This window comes from Microlunatus sp. Gsoil 973 (genome assembly GCF_009707365.1).
Taxonomy (GTDB): domain Bacteria; phylum Actinomycetota; class Actinomycetes; order Propionibacteriales; family Propionibacteriaceae; genus Microlunatus.
The window spans coordinates 3,591,729-3,608,111 of the sequence record NZ_CP046122.1; the positions used below are offsets into that span (position 1 = coordinate 3,591,729).

At 67.3% G+C, this 16,383-nt stretch carries 16 protein-coding genes and 1 pseudogene; 12 read left to right on the top strand and 5 right to left on the bottom strand.

Annotated elements, in window-relative coordinates; translation table 11 throughout:
- Positions 1-51: 51 nt before the first annotated feature.
- Both GJV80_RS24160 and GJV80_RS16980 read left to right on the top strand, forming a co-directional pair.
- Complete coding sequence (locus GJV80_RS24160; protein WP_230207787.1) at positions 52-510, top strand: hypothetical protein; 459 nt, start codon at positions 52-54, stop codon at positions 508-510.
- 36 nt (positions 511-546) lie between these two features.
- Positions 547-1,668: a serine hydrolase gene (locus tag GJV80_RS16980; protein ID WP_154688914.1), complete on the top strand. Its 1,122-nt coding sequence runs from the start codon at positions 547-549 to the stop codon at positions 1,666-1,668.
- Between the two features lie 43 nt (positions 1,669-1,711).
- Here the strand turns inward: GJV80_RS16980 and GJV80_RS16985 are convergent, their stop codons facing one another.
- Positions 1,712-2,728, bottom strand: a complete 1,017-nt coding sequence (locus GJV80_RS16985) for a TetR/AcrR family transcriptional regulator (RefSeq protein ID WP_154688915.1) — start codon at positions 2,726-2,728, stop codon at positions 1,712-1,714.
- A 132-nt stretch (positions 2,729-2,860) separates the two neighbouring features.
- Here GJV80_RS16985 and GJV80_RS16990 point away from each other — a divergent pair, with 132 nt between their 5' ends.
- The 5 genes and pseudogenes from GJV80_RS16990 to GJV80_RS17010 all read left to right on the top strand — a co-directional run bounded on the left by GJV80_RS16990 (position 2,861) and on the right by GJV80_RS17010 (position 6,902).
- Entirely contained in the window at positions 2,861-4,105 is a 1,245-nt protein-coding gene (locus tag GJV80_RS16990; RefSeq protein ID WP_154688916.1) for an FAD-dependent oxidoreductase, read from the top strand.
- The gene (locus GJV80_RS16995; protein ID WP_154688917.1) at positions 4,105-4,986 is read left to right on the top strand and encodes an ATP-binding cassette domain-containing protein; all 882 of its coding nucleotides are present in this window, start codon (positions 4,105-4,107) and stop codon (positions 4,984-4,986) included. The genes GJV80_RS16990 and GJV80_RS16995 overlap by 1 nt, the downstream gene beginning before the upstream one ends.
- Positions 4,983-5,786 carry an ABC transporter permease gene (locus GJV80_RS17000; RefSeq protein ID WP_154688918.1) on the top strand — a complete coding sequence of 268 codons (804 nt, stop codon included), beginning with the start codon at positions 4,983-4,985 and terminating at the stop codon, positions 5,784-5,786. The genes GJV80_RS16995 and GJV80_RS17000 overlap by 4 nt, the downstream gene beginning before the upstream one ends.
- Before the next feature lie 143 nt (positions 5,787-5,929).
- Positions 5,930-6,244: pseudogene (locus GJV80_RS25165) on the top strand (helix-turn-helix domain-containing protein); the annotation flags it as partial.
- A gap of 88 nt (positions 6,245-6,332) precedes the next feature.
- The gene (locus GJV80_RS17010) at positions 6,333-6,902 is read left to right on the top strand and encodes an integrase core domain-containing protein (RefSeq protein ID WP_195908981.1); all 570 of its coding nucleotides are present in this window, start codon (positions 6,333-6,335) and stop codon (positions 6,900-6,902) included.
- 89 nt (positions 6,903-6,991) lie between these two features.
- Here the strand turns inward: GJV80_RS17010 and GJV80_RS17015 are convergent, their stop codons facing one another.
- Together GJV80_RS17015 and GJV80_RS17020 are read right to left on the bottom strand one after the other, a co-directional pair.
- Entirely contained in the window at positions 6,992-7,957 is a 966-nt protein-coding gene (locus GJV80_RS17015) for an IS481 family transposase (protein ID WP_154688921.1), read from the bottom strand.
- Positions 7,958-8,062: 105 nt separating this feature from the next.
- The gene (locus GJV80_RS17020; protein ID WP_154688922.1) at positions 8,063-8,962 is read right to left on the bottom strand and encodes a LysR family transcriptional regulator; all 900 of its coding nucleotides are present in this window, start codon (positions 8,960-8,962) and stop codon (positions 8,063-8,065) included.
- Positions 8,963-9,035: 73 nt separating this feature from the next.
- Between GJV80_RS17020 and GJV80_RS17025 the strand changes: the two genes are divergently transcribed.
- The 5 genes from GJV80_RS17025 to GJV80_RS17045 all read left to right on the top strand — a co-directional run bounded on the left by GJV80_RS17025 (position 9,036) and on the right by GJV80_RS17045 (position 14,000).
- On the top strand, positions 9,036-9,989 hold the full coding sequence (locus GJV80_RS17025; RefSeq protein WP_195908982.1) for an EamA family transporter: 954 nt from the start codon (positions 9,036-9,038) through the stop codon (positions 9,987-9,989).
- Between the two features lie 88 nt (positions 9,990-10,077).
- Positions 10,078-10,431 (top strand): YciI family protein, encoded by a 354-nt coding sequence (locus GJV80_RS17030; RefSeq protein WP_154688923.1) that lies wholly within the window; start codon positions 10,078-10,080, stop codon positions 10,429-10,431.
- Positions 10,418-11,734, top strand: a complete 1,317-nt coding sequence (locus tag GJV80_RS17035) for an RNA polymerase sigma factor (RefSeq protein WP_154688924.1) — start codon at positions 10,418-10,420, stop codon at positions 11,732-11,734. The genes GJV80_RS17030 and GJV80_RS17035 overlap by 14 nt, the downstream gene beginning before the upstream one ends.
- 10 nt (positions 11,735-11,744) lie before the next feature.
- Positions 11,745-12,878, top strand: a complete 1,134-nt coding sequence (locus GJV80_RS17040; RefSeq protein ID WP_154688925.1) for a peptidoglycan bridge formation glycyltransferase FemA/FemB family protein — start codon at positions 11,745-11,747, stop codon at positions 12,876-12,878.
- A 72-nt stretch (positions 12,879-12,950) separates the two neighbouring features.
- A complete protein-coding gene (locus GJV80_RS17045; protein WP_154688926.1) occupies positions 12,951-14,000 on the top strand; it encodes an alanine racemase in 1,050 nt (349 codons plus the stop codon).
- A gap of 5 nt (positions 14,001-14,005) precedes the next feature.
- On the opposite strand, the gene GJV80_RS17050 is transcribed toward GJV80_RS17045, so the two are convergent.
- Positions 14,006-15,499 (bottom strand): zinc ribbon domain-containing protein, encoded by a 1,494-nt coding sequence (locus GJV80_RS17050; RefSeq protein ID WP_154688927.1) that lies wholly within the window; start codon positions 15,497-15,499, stop codon positions 14,006-14,008.
- Positions 15,500-15,524: 25 nt separating this feature from the next.
- Positions 15,525-16,358: a tyrosine-protein phosphatase gene (locus GJV80_RS17055; RefSeq protein WP_230207788.1), complete on the bottom strand. Its 834-nt coding sequence runs from the start codon at positions 16,356-16,358 to the stop codon at positions 15,525-15,527.
- Positions 16,359-16,383 lie beyond the last annotated feature (25 nt).

Genomic DNA, 16,383 nt, shown 5'->3' on the forward strand with positions numbered 1-16,383 from the left:
CCGTACATTAGCGTAGGTCGTGTCTTACATCGTAAAACAGAGGAGCATGCTGTGTCCTACACCGCAACAACCGTCGGTCCTCCGCGTGGGGCGTTGACCGCGGCCTACACCGGCCTCGGACTGACCGTCGCCTCGATCGTGCTGGTCTTCGTCGATCACGCGACCGGCAACGTGTTGGCCGCGCACATCCGGGACGGCTACCCGTTCTACAGCCGGGACCGGATCGACGGCGCCGCGACGATCTACCTGAGCTATCTGTCCGTCCTCGGTGGGCTGGGCATCATCGGCTGGCTGACCACCCTGTGGGCGATCGCCCGGCGCAAGCGCTGGGCTCGGTGGCTGGCCACCGGACTCGTCGCGGTCGGCACGGCCGTCGCCCTGTTCGACCTGTTGGTGCGTGACACCTCGGGTGACACCGGCCTGCCCGCGCTGATCGGCGCCGCCGGACTGCTGCCCGGTCTCGCCGGGCTTGCCCTGGTGATCATGCTCTGGCGCCGTCCCGATTCCTGATCACCAGTCCACCACCGATCCTCGAAGGAGGGCCGCATGACCACATCACTCGAACCCGACCGGTTGACGGCCGCACTGACCGACCTGCACACGGCCGGTGTGCCCGGCGCGTTCGCCGAGGTACGCCAGGACGGCCGGATCTGGCGCGGTGCTGCCGGAGTCGCCGACCTCGACACCGGCGAACCGGTCGATCCTGATCTTGCCCACCGCGTCGGGAGCATCACCAAGACCTTCACTGCTGTCGCCGTGCTGCGCCAGGTCGAGCGAGGACAGATCGATCTCGACAGGCCGGTCGGCCACTACCTGCCCGAGCTCGTCCCGGGCGAGCGCGGGCGCACCATCACTGTCCGGATGTTGATCAACCACACCAGCGGACTGGCCGAGTATCTGCCGTACGCCTACCCGTCCCTGCGATCGTTCCCGGTGATCGCGAAGACGACTCCGGAAAGCCTGGAGGCCGAACGGCTCCGCAGTTTCGATCCGCTGGAGTTGATCAAGCTCGGCGTGGCCGCCCCGGCCACAGGCGGGCCGGGCAGCTCGCCGGGCGTCTACTCCAACACCAACTACCTGCTGTTGGGACAACTTCTCGATCGCGTCACCGGGATCGGAGCCGAGGAGTTGATCACCAAGGACGTCATCGAGCCCGCCGGCCTGCGTCACACCGACTTCCCGGAGGGTCCGCGGCTCAGGGTCCCGCACTCCCGGCTCTACGAGTCCTGGTTCGGAATGCTCGAGCCGCCCCATGACTTCAGCGTCTTCGACATGTCCTGGGTCGGGGTCTCTGCGGCGCTGGTATCGACCGTCGGGGACCTCAACGAGTTCTTCGGCCGGCTGCTGGCCGGGAGCATCGTCGAACCGGCGACGCTGGCCCAGATGCAGCGCACCGGCCCAGTGATCTCCTTCGAACAGAGCGTGATCGACTACGGTCTCGGGCTGCACCGCAGGGAGGTGCCCGGCCACGGCACCTTCTGGGGTCACGACGGCTCGGTCTGGGGCGGCGGTGCGATCGTGCTGTGCAGCGCAGACGGCGGCCGGCAGTTGGCCCTTGCCGCCAATCGGCAACGGTGGAACCGACTGGACGAGACCGGGCGACCGCAGCCGCATCCCATCGATGGTGCGCTCAACCGCTTCCTGCACCTCGCGATGGGCGGGTCATGATCAGCAGACGGTGATCAGGGAGACGGTGATCAGGATCTGATGATCAGGATCTGGGGCCGCGCTCCAGTGCGTTCCTGATCGTGTCGCGCTGCCGGGCGCGGGCGTCCCGGAGTTTGCCCTCTGCGTCCCGGACCCTGCCGATGGCGTCGCGGACCTTCGGATCCTTGCGTACGTGATCAAGGGTGAGCGCCTCGGCAAGCTGGCCATGATCACGCCAGCCGGGCTCGGGTCGTACGATCTCAAGCCGACCGCCGAGCTCGGCATGGGTCTGCAGACCGCCGAGAATGATCTCCAGCCCGAAACCGAAGTCGTCATCGCCCTCACTGGCCCCGACATCGGGTTCGGGATCGGGATCACCGTCAGCGGCGGCCGCATCCTGCAGGTAGCCGCCTGATTGCACGAGCGGGGCGAGGTCAGGGAACCGTTCCTCGGTGACGAGTTCCCTGACCAGCTCCGCCGGGATCCGAGAGCGGTTCAGCCTTCCATCGGAGGCGATGTCGCGCTCCATCATGCTGCTGGCGCGGACGTAGTTGGTGATCAGCAGGAGAGCGCGAACCTTGTCCGCATCGGGAATCTCGAGTCCGCGCATGCAGCGCATCGCCCGGTCGACGATCGCCAGGTTGTTGGGCGTCAACAGCTGGGCCTCGGAGACCGGAACGTCTCCCAGCCACGGGTGATCACGATAGATGCCGAGCATCTGCGCCGCGAACTGGCGCAGCTGGGTCCGCCAGTCCGGGTCGACGATGCCCTCGTGTTTGCCGTCGCCCAATCCGCGGTCGGAGTCGAGGAGCACCTCGCCCGCGACGGCATCGGCCATCAACTGGAGCAGGTCGTCCTTAGCGGTGACGTAGCGGTAAAGGGCCATCGTGGTGAAACCGAGCGCGGCCGCCACCTTGCTCATGGTCACGGCACCGAGCCCCTCGGCGTCGGCGATGCCGATCGCCGCCTCGACGATCCGTTCGTGGCTCAACTCCCGCTTGGGTCCCCGCTGCGGATCGGCCACCATGCCCCAGCTGATCGCGACGGCCCGGGGCAGACCGCCGTCCAATGGATCACTCACCCAGACCACTCATCCGGATCATCGTGCCGCATCACGACTCAACGGTATCAAACCGTGTACACCGCACTCTGTATATGTAATACTCTGTTTATGTCGCACGCTGTATATCTCACACACAGAAATGGAGCAGCCATGCAGAACTTCTCGGGACGGGACACGGACGTGCTGATCAGCGGAGCCGGAATCGCAGGCTCGGCGGCCGCGTACTGGTTGACTCGCGCCGGCCTGTCCGTCACCGTCGTCGAGCGGCATCCCGAGCCGCGCCGTGGTGGACAGGCCGTCGACCTGCGCGGAGCGGGACGCACGGTCGTCGGCCGGATGGGGCTGCTGGATGCTGCCCGGGAGATCGCAGTCGATCAGGCCGGATTCCAGCTGATCGGACCGTCGGGCAAGTCGCTCGGCCGGGTCGGGGTTGATGCCTTCGGCGGCGAGGGGATGGTCTCGGAGATCGAGATCCTCCGCGGCGATCTGGCCGAACTCCTCCACCGGGCGACCTTGCCGGACACCGAATACATCTTCGACGACACGGTCACAGCCGTCAGCCAGGACGACGACGGGGTGACTGTGTCCTTCGAGAACTCCGGGCCCCGGCGCTGCCGGCTGCTGATCGGCGCCGACGGGTCACATTCGGTGGTCCGCCGACTGGCCTTTCCCGACGAGCAGGAGGCGGTGCACCCGTTGGGCTGCTACAACGCGTGGTTCACGCTCACCGACAGCGACATCGACACCCAGGGCTGGTTCCAGATGTTCAACGCGCCGGGCGGTCTGGTGGCCGGCGTCCGTCCGGGACGGCAACCGGGTGAGATCAAGGCGAGTCTGAGCTTTCGGTCCGATGCGATCAGCTATGACCGCAGGGACCAGGCCGCCCAACAGTCACTGCTGGACAAGCGATTCGCCGGCGCCGGCTGGCACGTGCCGCAGATCCTCGACGAGATGCGCCGGGCCGACGACTTCTTCTTCGACTCGATCGACCAGGTCCGAATGCGCCGTTGGCACCAGGGACGGGTGGCGCTGCTCGGGGATGCCGGCTACTGCCCGACCTCGCTGACCGGTCTGGGCACCAGCCTCGCGCTGGTCGGCGCGTATGTCCTGGCCGGCGAGTTCTGCCGCACCGATGATCACCGGATCGCCCTGGCCAACTACCAGACGATCATGCAGCCGTACGTCGACCAGGCGCAGCAGCTGCCGCCCGGCGGGATCTCGGGCTACGCACCGAACACGGCGCTGATGATCCGGCTGCGCTCGCTTTCGATGACCGCCTCGACCCGCTGGCCGTTGCGGGCGATCTTCGCCGCACAGTTCCACAAGGCCGACGCGATCGACCTGCCGAACTATGAATTCGCCGAGCTCGCGCGACCGGTCGACCGGAGCCTGTGATGACCGACTACGCCATCGAGACGGTCGGGTTGACCAAGGCCTACCGGGACAATCTCGTGCTCTCCGGGCTCGATCTGCGGGTCGGCACCGGTCAGGTGTTCGCCCTGCTCGGCCCCAACGGGGCAGGCAAGACGACCTTGATCAACATCTTGTCGACGTTGCTCCGCCCGGATGCCGGCACGGCGCGGGTGGCCGGCTACGACGTCGTCACCCAGGCAGCACAGGTCCGGAGCTCGATCAGCCTGACCGGCCAGTACGCCGCCGTCGACGAGGTGTTGACCGGTCGGGAGAACCTGATCATGATGTGCCGGCTGACCGGGCTCAACCGCCATCGGGCGCGCCGCCGGGCGAAAGAACTGCTGGACCGCTTCGACCTCGGCGAAGTGGCCGATCGCCCGGCCGGGCGCTATTCCGGAGGTCTGCGGCGCCGTCTGGATCTGGCGATCGGGCTGATCACGATTCCGCCGGTGATCTTCCTCGACGAACCGACGACCGGTCTGGACACCCGCAGCCGGCAGGCGCTGTGGGAACTGATCGCCTCGCTTCCGAACGTCGGTGCAACGGTCTTCCTCACCACCCAGGATCTGGCCGAGGCGGATCATCTCGCCGACCGGATCGTCGTCATCGACAACGGTGCCGTCGTCGCCGAGGGCACTCCCACGCAGCTCAAGTCACGGGTCGGCACCGACGTCGTCGAACTCCGGGACAAGGACGGCCGGCTGGTCACCGAGATCGGTACCGACGGCACCGCGGCCGGGCTGCGCCGGGTGTTGGAGTCGCTGCGGCGCGAGCAACGCGACCTTCGGGTCGTCGTTCGCAGCCCAAGCCTCGACGACGTCTTCCTCAGCCTGACCGAGCAGCAGAAGGAGACAGCAGCATGACCGCGATCATCTTCGGCCGGCCCACCCCGTCGGTCATCAGCTCCGCATCCGGCCCGGCCACGCAGCTGATCTTTATCGGCCGGAGCCTGCGGCACAGCCTGCGCGATCCCGAGGCGTTGATCATGGCGATCGCCATGCCGGTGATCCTGATGCTGATGTTCACCTACGTCTTCGGCGGTGCGATCCAGCGCGACGGCAACTACGTCAACTACGTGGTCCCCGGAGTCATCCTGCTGTGTGCCGGGTTCGGCGCGGCCAGCACGTCCACCGCAGTCGCCCGGGACATGACCAACGGCGTGATCGACCGGTTCCGCAGCATGCCGGTGCACAGTCCGATGGTGGTCGGCGGGCACGTGGTCGCCAGCCTGGCCAGGAACCTGTTCGCCACGGGTATCGTCGTCGGGGTCGGCTGGTTGATCGGCTGGCGCCCGTCGGCGAACCCGCTCGGCTGGCTGGCGACCGCCGCAGTCATCGCCGTCTACATTCTGGCGATCACCACGTTGTTCGCCGCGCTGGGACTGCTCGCCTCGAGCCCGGAATCGGCCAGCAACTTCGGTTTCGCAATCTTGTTCCTGCCCTATCTGTCGAGTGCGTTCGTACCGGTCGGCACCATGCCGACCTGGCTGCAGTGGTTCGCCGCGCACCAGCCGGTGACACCGATCATCGAGACCCTGCGGTCGTTGCTGATGGGCACGCCGTTGGGTCACAACGGGTGGTACGCCATCGGCTGGTGCCTGCTGATCCTGGTCGGCAGCGCCGTGTGGTCGGCTTGGCTCTTCTCCAGGCGCCGCGCCCGCTGACCTTCGGGCACGTGACCGTGGGCCGGCAAATGGGCTTGAGGCTAGAGCTTCCGGTTTACGGGATGAGGTGACACCGCTCCGGTGAGGGCGGGGTCACGGGTGGGAACCTTTGGTTGCTTCCTGTGACCGAAGGAGACCATCCCGTGACCCCTGATTCCATCATCCATGATCGTCGTGCTGCTCTGATTGCCCATGCGGCCAAGGTCGGTGTCACCGAGGCCTGCCGCACGTTCGGTGTGTCTCGACAGTCCTACTACCGATGGGTCCGCCGCGCCCAGCAGTACGGGTCGGCATCGTTGATGCCGAAGAGCCGCCGGCCACCGGTGATGCCGAACGCGATGAGCCCGGAGGAAGTGTCGAAGATCCTGGCGATCGCGGTCTGCCAGCCGACCCTGGGTGCCCGCCAGCTGCTGCGTCACCTGGCCCGGATCGGAGTGCGTCGATCGGCGTCCGGAGTTCAAAAGATCCTCCGCAACCACCACCTCGGACACCGTCAAGACCGGATCGCCGCGTTGAGCCTCGATCACTGCCGCAACCACCGGCGTGGTGACCGATGCCGCTGCCGAGGGCCCATTCGGGTTCTGCCACTACAGCCCGCTTCCAGGACGCGAGGTCGCCCTGGATTCCTTCTACGTCGGCAAACTGAAGGGTGTCGGCGCGATCTGGCAGCTCACCGCGATTGACGTCTGCACCCGGTGGGCGGTGGTCAGCCTGATCGTGGGAGACAAGACCGCCGAGCAGGCTGCCAGCTTCGTTGACCACGTCGCCGCCGAACTCGCCCGGCTCGATATCACCCTGACCGGCGTGACCACCGACAACGGCCCGGAGTTCACCGGCCGGGCGTTCACCACCCATCTGACCGAGATCGACATCGCTCATCACCGGATCCCGCCCCGATCGCCGAACCACAATGCAGTCTGCGAACGCTTCCAAGGCACCGCACTGCACGAGTTCTACCGGCCGATGTTCCACCGGGCCCGGATCGACCGCGTCGACGACCTGGACCACGCACTCCAGCACTGGATCGACGACTACAACCAACACCGCCCCAACCACAGCGACTACATGCACGGCCGAACACCCCGCCAAGTCCTTGATCAACACCCACTCCGCTAACCTCAAACCCGAAAGCGCAACCAGAGGCGACCACCTGTCACCTCATCCTGTGATCCGGAAGGGCTAGATGTACCCGGCCACGAGATTGGTTACAGCCGGCTGATCGGTGGGAGCCCGCCGAGTGCGGTGTGTCGGCGTCGAGTGTTGTAGAGGTTGAGCCAGGGCGCAAGGGCCGCTGCGCGTTCGGCGTTGCTGGTGAAGACTTGGTGGTAGGCCCACTCGATGGCCAGGGTGCGGTTGAAGCGTTCGACTTTGCCGTTCTGCCACGGGCAGTGCGGCTTGATGAACTTGTGTTTGGCGCCGATCGTCGTGATCACAGCAGCGAGGTCGGCTGATCGGCGATAGGACCAGTGATTGTCGGTGATCACGCGTTCGATCCGGTCGATGCCGTGATCGGCGAAGTATTGCGCGGCGCGCGCCAGGAAGCTGGCGCAGGTAGGTCCTTTCTCGTCGTCCAGGATCTCGGAGTAGGCCAGCCGGGAGTGGTCATCGACAAGCGGGTGGACGTAGTCGTAGCCGATCCGGGCCTTCTTCGCTGCGGCGGTTGAGCCCATCTGCCGGCCGTGGGCCTTCCAGCCGCCACCATCGGGGATTTTGCCTATTTTCTTGACATCCATGTGCACCAGCTCGCCCGGACGATCGCGCTCATAGCGGGTTGTGGTGGTCTTGGAGGCTCTGATCACCTCACCGGTCAACGGATCACAGTCGGCCAGGTAAGGAATCTGGCGACGGCGCAGGACCCGGCACACGGTGCGGGCCGGGACACCGAGCTCGGGACCAATCCAGTCCTGGCCCCGCCGTTGGCTCCGGCGCAGCTCGATGATCTTGTTCTCCACCGCTACCGGAGTCCGGTTCGGGCAGTGATGCGGACGTGAGGACCGGTCTTCCAGACCGGCCTCGCCCTCAGCTCGATACCGTCCAACCCAGCGACTGGCACATTGACGGGACACCCCTTGAGCCTTCGCGGCATGGGCGACCTTCCAGCCCTGGTCACAGACACGTTCGACCAACAGCTTGCGGCCACGAACATTCAAACGCGCGTTACGGTGGGACACGAGGACCTCCTGGAACGGTGAAGACGGCTATCTCCACCGCACCCGGAGGTCCTCCTCAGGTCAACAACCGACGCGGAGTGTCATCAACGTCCCGGCCGAGTACAGCTAGAGGGTCGCCGACTCGGCCACCAGGGCATCCAGCACCAGGCGTACGGCTCGGCGCGCTGCACGATCGGGGCGGGACAGCGCCTCAAGGTGCCTGCCGGCGCGGATGCCGGCCAACGGCAGTAAGGCGAACCGACCGGTGGCCCGGGCGCGCGAACTGTGCCGGGGCAGCAGCGCGATGCCGTGCCGGTCCTCCACGAGCCTCTCCGCCAGTGGAAGGTGAGTGGTCCGGAAGATGATCTTGGCGTCCCGGCCGGCCTGGAGGGACACCGCGGTCAGCACCCGGTCCAGCGGATAGCCCGCCGGTACGCCGATCCACGGCTCGTCGATCACCTCCTCGGTGGTGACCCGATCGCGCCCGGCCAGTCGATGATCAAGGGCGACGGCGACGTCCACCGGCTCCCGCAACAGATGGTCCACCTGCAGTCGGCTGCGATCGGCGACCATCCCGCCGTCGGACCGGTGGGCGATGACGATGTCGAAATCCGACGTCAGCTTGTCGAACTCGCCCTCACCGACGTCCCGCTCGTCGGTGATCAGTTCGATCTCGGGGTACGCGGCCATCCGGTCCAGCAGCCCGGGGATGAGGATCTCGCCGGCTGAGAAGAAGAAGGCCAGACGTACCGTGCCGCTCGCCGTCTGCCGGTAGCGGTCCCAGTCCGCCTGGGCCTCGGCGACGGCCGTACTGATCTTGATCGCGCTCCGGGCGAGCGCCGCGCCGGCATCGGTCAGCCGGACGCCCCGGCCGGACCGTTCGAGCAACTGGACACCCACTTGGCGCTGCAGGAGTCGCAACTGCTGGGAGACCGCCGAGGTGGTCTTGCCGGTCGCCCGGGCAACCTCGGTCACGCTGCCCCGGTCCGCCAATTCCCGCAGCAGCTCGAGATGGGCGACGTCCATGTAGTCATCCTACACAGTCCGTGTATGAGAATGTTCTTGTGCTTGACTGTCGAATCATCGTTGAATGGTCGTCGTGTCCCTTCGAGATCGCCTGCTCGCGGTGTTGGTCGCGGTGCTGTGGGGGCTGAACTTCCCCGCGACCGAGATCGCCCTGCGACATTTCCCACCGATGCTGCTCGGCGCCCTGCGCTGGGCCTTGCTGGCGATCCCGGCGGTGCTGTTCGTCCCCCGTCCCAAGGTGAAGCTGCGCTGGCTGATCGGGATCGGGGTCGGCATCGGGCTGGTCCAGTTCGCCTTCCTCTACCTGGGCATGGCCGCCGGTATGCCGAGCGGCCTTGCCTCCCTGGTCCTGCAGTGTTCGGCGCCGTTCACGGTCCTGCTGGCGGCAGCGGTGTTCAAGGAACGGTTGCACAGACGGCAGGTGATCGGCATCGGCATCGCGGTGCTCGGACTGGCGGCCATCGCCGTCTATCGGTCGCAGGTCGCCGCGCTTCTGCCGGTCGTCCTCACGCTGGCCGGCGGCCTGGGTTGGGCCATCGGCAACGTCTGCAGCCGCGGGGCCAAGGCACCCAATCCGCTGCATCTGACCTTGTGGATGGCCGTTGTGCCGCCGGTGCCGATGTTCGCACTGTCGTTGATCATGGACGGGCCCGACCGGATCGCGGGCGCCTTCAGCACGTTGACCAGTGGGGCGGCCTGGGAATCGGTGCTCGGCCTGCTCTACATCGTGATCGTCGCGGCCCTGGTCGGCTACGGCATCTGGAACACCCTGCTGTCCCGCAATCCGTCCTCCAGCGTTGCGCCGTTCTCGATGTTGGTGCCGATCGTCGGCGTGCTGTCCTCCTGGGCGGCCTTCGGCGAACACATCCCGGTCGCCGAACTGGTCGCCGGCGCCGCGGTGATCGGTGGCGTCCTCTATGCCAGTCGTCCGGTACGCGTCCTCCTGTCGGTGCCGACCCTGCAGGAGCCTGTCGCCGGCGCTGCACCGGTCGATCCCGGTCTGGTGCCGACCTCACGAGAACCGTGACGGCTGAGTGTCGAATTCCGGACCGCGCGCTCGTGTAGCAGGTGACAGGCCGGATGCGCCGGCCGTAGGTTCGGTTCAGGAGGACAACATGCCGCACTATCTGATCAGCGTGTATCAGCCGCAGAGCGAGACGACGCCACCGCCGGAGGTGCTCGGTCCGATCATGGAGCAGGTCAACGCGATCAACCGGGAGATGCAGCAGGCGGGAGTTTGGGTCTACTCCGGGGGCCTGGACTATCCCAGCACGGCGACCGTGATAACCACCGAGGGCGGCCAGCCGGTGCTGACCGACGGCCCGTTCGTCGAGCTCAAGGAGTACCTCGGCGGGTTCACCATCATCGATGTCACCGATCTTGATGTCGCGCTCGACTGGGCCAGGCGGCTTCAGGCAGCGATCGGTCTGCCACTCGAGGTCCGACCCTTCTTCGATGTGCACAGCTGATCCGCGCACCGATGATGCCCGGATCGGGCAGATCTTCCGGGAGGAGTACGGCCGCGCCGTCGCCGTACTCACCCGGACGTTCGGTGATCTTGATCTTGCCGAGGACGCCGTCCAGGACGCGTTCGCCGTCGCCGTACGACGCTGGCCTGTCGACGGCGTTCCGCCCAGCCCGGCCGGCTGGATCATCACCACAGCACGCAACCGCGGTATCGACCGGCTGCGCCGGGAGTCCCGGCGGGACAGCAAACACGCCGAGGCCACTGCGCTGGCCGAGCAGCTCTCCGGCGACGACCGGACCGGTGACGAGGAGTGGCCGGTGCGCGACGATCGTCTGCGGTTGATCTTCACCTGTTGCCATCCCGCGCTGGCGCCGACCGCCCAGGTGGCCCTCACCCTCCGACTGCTGGGCGGGTTGAGTACACCGGAGATCGCCCGCGCCTTCCTCGTACCGGAAGCCACCATGGCGCAGCGCATCGTCCGGGCCAAGTCCAAGATCAGGGGCGCACGCATCCCCTACCGGATCCCTACCGATGCCAATCTTCCCGACCGGCTCCGAGCCGTCCTCGCCGTGGTCTATCTGATCTTCAACGAGGGCTACACCGCCAGTTCCGGCGACAGCCTGGTCCGCGACGATCTTGCCGCGGAGGCGATCAGGTTTGGCAGGCTGTTGCTGGACCTGATGCCGGACGAACCGGAGGTCCGCGGGTTGCTGGCGCTGATGCTGCTCACCCAGGCGCGCCGTCGTGCCCGGGTCGGGTCGAACGGCGAATTGGTGCCATTGGCCGAACAGGATCGCACGCTGTGGGACGCTGATCTGATCAGCGAGGGTCAGGAGTTGGTCCTGCAGTGCATCCGCCGCAACCGGCCGGGACCGTACCAGCTCCAGGCGGCGATCAATGCGGTGCACAGCGACGCCACACGGCTGGAGGACACCGACTGGCAGCAGATCGTCGCGCTGTACGACCAGCTGCTGGTGATCGCGCCCACTCCGATGGTCGAGCTCAACCGGGCCATCGCCCTGGCCGAGGTCGACGGGCCGGAGGTGGCGTTGGCCGCCGTCGAGGCGTTGCGGACGGCGTCCGGCCCCGCGACCGGGCCGGGCCGGCGGATGGAGCAAGGGCTGCTGGAGCGCAGCCACCTGTTCCACACCGTACGGGCGGATCTGCTGCGCCGGCTCGGCCGGGACGCGGAGGCGCTGCACGCCTACGACGAGGCGATCGACCTGGCGGCCAACACCGCCGAACGCTCCTTCCTGGAGCAGCGTCGCGCCGAGCTTTCGAAGGGACCGCTACCCGGCAGGTAGATTGCGGGCCGTGGGTTATCGGTCCAACAGTTTTCGGGTACGCGCCATCACACCGGCGGAGCACGTCGCGTTCAACGCCACGCGGCCGAGTGTGAGTTTCTTGCAGACCCCGGCCTGGGCCGAGGTGAAGAGCGAATGGCGCAGCGAGTCACTCGGCTGGTACGACGACCAGGACCGGTTGGTGGGTGCCGGGCTGGTGCTCCATCGCCGGCTGCCGAGGCTCAATCGCAGCCTCGCCTACCTGCCGGAGGGCCCGGTGATCGACTGGGCCTCCGACGATCTCGGCGCCTGGTTGGGTCCGCTGGCCGACTATCTGAAGAAGGTCGGAGCGTTCGCTGTTCGGATCGGTGCCCCGGTGGTCGCCCGGCGCTGGCAGGCGGCGACGATCAAGGCAGCCATCGCCGACCCGATGATCAAGAGACTCAGCGACGTGCCACCGGACGAGATCAACGCCGCCGCGACGAGGGCGTACGGTCAGCTGCGACACCTGGGCTGGCGCCCGCCGACCGAGGACGACGGCGGATTCACCGCCGGCCAGCCCCGCTGGGTGTTCCAGCTACCGCTGGCCGGCAAGGATGAAGATCAACTTCTGGCAGGCATGAACCAGCTGTGGCGCCGCAACATCAAGAAGGCCACGAAATCCGGCGTTGTGGTCACCCAGGGCAAGGCCGACGATCTGCCGGACTTCCACCGGATCTACACGGAAACCGCGGACCGTGATCATTTCACCCCACGACCGCTGTCGTACTTCCAGACCATGTTCGGCGCGCTGCGAGCCGAGGATCCGGATCGGATCCGGCTCTACCTCGCCCATCACGACGGCGATCTTGTCGCGGCGACCACCTGGGTGCGGGTCGGGGAACACGCCTGGTACAGCTACGGCGCCTCGACAACGGCCAAACGGGAGGTCCGTGGATCCAACGCCGTGCAATGGCGGATGATCACCGATGCCAAGGCTGCGGGCGCGACAGTGTACGACCTGCGCGGGATCACCGACACCGTTGACGGCGAGGACCCGCACGCCGGGTTGATCCAGTTCAAGGTGGGCACCGGTGGCGAGGCCGTGGAGTATCTCGGCGAGTGGGACCTGCCGCTGAACAAGCTGCTCTACAAGGCGTTCACCGTCTACCTGGCGCGGCGATGACCGCGCACCCGGCACGACCGCGGACCGGCACGGGCATGCGGATCGGTTTGCTCTCACCGTAGGCTCGGGTCCGTGGGAGTGACGCTGCGACTCGACCTCAACCGCTGGCGCGAGCATCTGCGGGTGGTGGCTGACGCGACGCCCGGCCTGGTGCCGGTGATCAAAGGCAACGGCTACGGCTATGGCGATGGGCGGCTGGCCCGGGAATCCCAGCGGCTGCAGACCGACACGATCGCCGTCGGCCTGCCGTCGGAGGCGGCCCTGGTCAGGGACGACTTCACCGGCTCGATCGTTGTCCTGCAGGCCTGGCGGCCGGGCGATCCGGTCGCCGATCGGTTGCTGGACGACGAGCGGGTGATCACCACGGTCTCCCGGATCACCGATCTGCAGACGTTGGCGGCCAGGGGCAAACCGTCCCGGGTGCTGGTGGAAGTCCTCACCTCGATGAGGCGTTACGGCATACCGCCGAAGGATCTGGCAGCCGCTGCCGGTGAGCTGGGAGCGCTGCGCTGCGAGGGATGGACGATCCACCTGCCGATGGGTGACGAGAGCCGCTACGCCGAGGCCGTACGGCTGGCGCGCAGCGCGCTGGACGCCCGAGCGGGCACGCTGTGGTTGTCCCATCTGCCCACCGAGGATGCCATCGGGCTCAGCCGTCAGCTCGGCGGCACGGATGCGCCGGTGCCCATCCGGCTCCGGGTCGGGACCCGGCTGTGGCTCGGCGACGAGGGCAGCCGGAAGACCGTCGCGACGGTGCTGGATGTCCACTCGGTACGGCGCGGCGAACGGATCGGCTACCGGCAACGGCCCGCACCGATCGACGGCTGGGTGGTGGTGATGTCCGGCGGCACGTCGCACGGCATCGGCATGGAGGCGCCGACAGCGGGCACGTCGTTTCGGCAACGGGCGATCTCGATGGCCGCCGGGTCTCTCGAGGCAGCCGGGCTGGCGTTGAGCCCGTACACGATCGGTGGCCGGAAGCGCTGGTTCTGCGAGCCGCCGCACATGCAGGCGTCGATGGTCTTCCTGCCGAGGTCGCAGCGCCCGCCGGAGGTCGGCGAGGAGATGCCGGTCGAGCTGCGGCTGACGACAGCTCTGGTGGACACTGTCGACGAGGTGTGACCGGCTCAGCACTTCCGCCAGATCGGACCGGAGTGCGGGTTCGCCCGGTCGATCGCCGGTGAACCGCCCTCGATGACGAACTGGTAGTCGATGTCCCATCGGGCACAGGTGCCCGAGCCCTTCGGGCCCTTGCCCTTCTCGAAGATCGAGTCGAAGGTGACGTGCGCGCTCGTCGCCGTCGCCCGGTGCACCACGATGTTGAAGTCATAGGAGGTGGCCCAGCCGTCACGATAGCCCTGGAAGCCGCCTGCCTGCAGCCGTCGACTCAGCTGACTGAACGCGGAGGGGTAGTCGCCGGAGTTGATGCCCGAGAAGTACCGCTGCAGCATGGCATGGACGCGCTGACCTGCCGATCCGTTGATCATCGTGGCGCTCGGGCCGAGCGGTCGGGAGCAACCGTTTGCCGGCAGCGAGCCACCGTGCTTCCTGACCGCGGCGGCGATCGCCCGCCCCGGGATGATCATCACCGTGTTCGACGGATCGAGCAGCACCATGCCGTTGGCGTGACCATCGGCCGACAACGTCGGTGCACCGGACAGGCCGGCGTCGACGGATTCCCGGGTGGCTGCCAGGCCGGTGACTGTGAGACCGGCGATCCGGGTTTCGGCATCGGTTTCGGTGATCTTGGTCTCGGTGAGCGTGGGCCGGTGACCCTTGACCGTCACTCCGTACGTGCCGACCGGATCGCCGGTCTCCAGCGTCGGCGTGTCCACCGTGAAGACGTGACCGCTGAGCGGGCTGTGCAGTCTGAGCACGATGATGCCGTGCGCACGGTCGACGGCAGACACCGTTGCCCGGACGGTGCGGTCGCCGTCGGTGAGAGCGATCACTGTTGCGCCGGCCAATGAGCTCAATGAGGCGACCGCGGTGTTGGTGTTGATCAAGAACGCCGAGCCGACGCGACTGCCGGCGTCCGGACAGCCGGACGCGACGATCTTGAGGATGCCGCTGGACACCTGCGGGCCGAGCTTCCGATAGTCCGGCGGGGCGGACGGCTTGACGGACGGTGGGCTGGATGCCGGCGCGGATGAGGGCTGCTCGGAACCGTGTGCGGTCGGTTGTGCGGTCGGTTGTGCGGTGGGGGCGGGTGCGAGGTTGGTTGCCGGTGCAGCCGGGCCGGCATTGATGCGGCGCAGCGCGGTTGGGATGACGACGACCGCCAGGACGACCACCAAGACCAGTCCCAGGGCGACGGCGCCCAGGATGAGCAGCAGCTTGCGGTTGGGCCGGTTCGGCTCGCCCGCCTCGGCCGCACCGTAGGGTCCCGCCGGTCCGTAGCGCGGCCGGCCGGGTGCGTACGGCTGCTGACCGTATTGCGGCTGACCGTATTGCGGCTGACCGTACGGCTGCTGCTGGCCGTAGGTCGGGGGTTGCTGGGCCGGTGGTTGCTGAGCCGGTGGTTGCCCGAGTGGATCAGGTGCCCAGCCGCAATTGGCGCAGGAAGCCGATCCGAGCGGATTGCTGGCGCCGCAGCGCGGACAGATCAGGTGCTCGGGCACGGTCCCATACTGATCGGTGTCCGGCTCAGCTGTCAGCCGATGTCAACAACTTCTGCCGCAATCTGGCCGTGTCGTCCTCGGTCCAGTCCAGACGGGCCATCAGTTCGGCCGCAGATCCGTACTCGCGGTCGACGTAGTCCAGGAAGAGTTCCATCGTCTCGGGCCGGGTCTCGTGCGACGCCAGGGGCCGGGAGAGCACGTTGTCGCGGTAGGTGTCGGTGCTGGACAGCTTCTCGACGATCCGGGCGACCCGTTCGCTGCTGGCGGCGAAGTCGTCGATCACCGCCTGCGGGTCGGCGCCGACCAGCAACAGGGCCAACGCGACGATGGTGCCGGTACGGTCCTTGCCGGCGGCGCAGTGGACCAGTGCGGCTCCGTCGGCGTAGGCGATCGCGCGGAGGGCGGCAAGCACCGAATCGGGCCGATCGACCAGATAGGACAGATAGAAGGAGGCCGAATCGTCCTCGACCTCGACGGTCGGCCGGACGATCTCGGTCCAGGGCAGCGCCTGGGCAGCGACCTCCTCCGGACTGAGCGCGTTGATCTGCTCGGTCAGCCCGGCTTCGACCTGCTGCTCGGTCAGGTTCTCCTTGAAGAGCGAATGGTGGTGGATGGTGACGGACGGCTCCTTGGTCAGCGGGCCGGGCCCCTCCTGAACGACCTCGAGCGCTGTCCGCAGGTCGACAACGTCGGTCAGCCCGAGATCGAGGAGCGCCGAGACCGTCTGCGGCGGGATGCGCTGCAGGTTGTCCGACCGCAACAGTCGTCTCCGAGCGATCCGCGCACCGTCCGTGGTCGGGATGTCTCCGACGTCGCGCAGATTGACCAGGCCGTCGAGATCGATCCAGTTCACGGGCACGCCGCCAGTCTAGGGATCCGGCTCT

What these genes read in the sequence shown, in the direction of transcription:
- GJV80_RS16980 (WP_154688914.1), top strand. Translation starts at nt 547, where the DNA reads ATGACCACATCACTCGAACCCGACCGGTTGACGGCCGCACTGACCGAC.
- GJV80_RS16990 (WP_154688916.1), top strand. Translation starts at nt 2,861, where the DNA reads ATGCAGAACTTCTCGGGACGGGACACGGACGTGCTGATCAGCGGAGCC.
- GJV80_RS16995 (WP_154688917.1), top strand. Translation starts at nt 4,105, where the DNA reads ATGACCGACTACGCCATCGAGACGGTCGGGTTGACCAAGGCCTACCGG.
- GJV80_RS17000 (WP_154688918.1), top strand. Translation starts at nt 4,983, where the DNA reads ATGACCGCGATCATCTTCGGCCGGCCCACCCCGTCGGTCATCAGCTCC.
- GJV80_RS17020 (WP_154688922.1), bottom strand. Translation starts at nt 8,962, where the DNA reads ATGGACGTCGCCCATCTCGAGCTGCTGCGGGAATTGGCGGACCGGGGC.
- GJV80_RS17030 (WP_154688923.1), top strand. Translation starts at nt 10,078, where the DNA reads ATGCCGCACTATCTGATCAGCGTGTATCAGCCGCAGAGCGAGACGACG.
- GJV80_RS17035 (WP_154688924.1), top strand. Translation starts at nt 10,418, where the DNA reads ATGTGCACAGCTGATCCGCGCACCGATGATGCCCGGATCGGGCAGATC.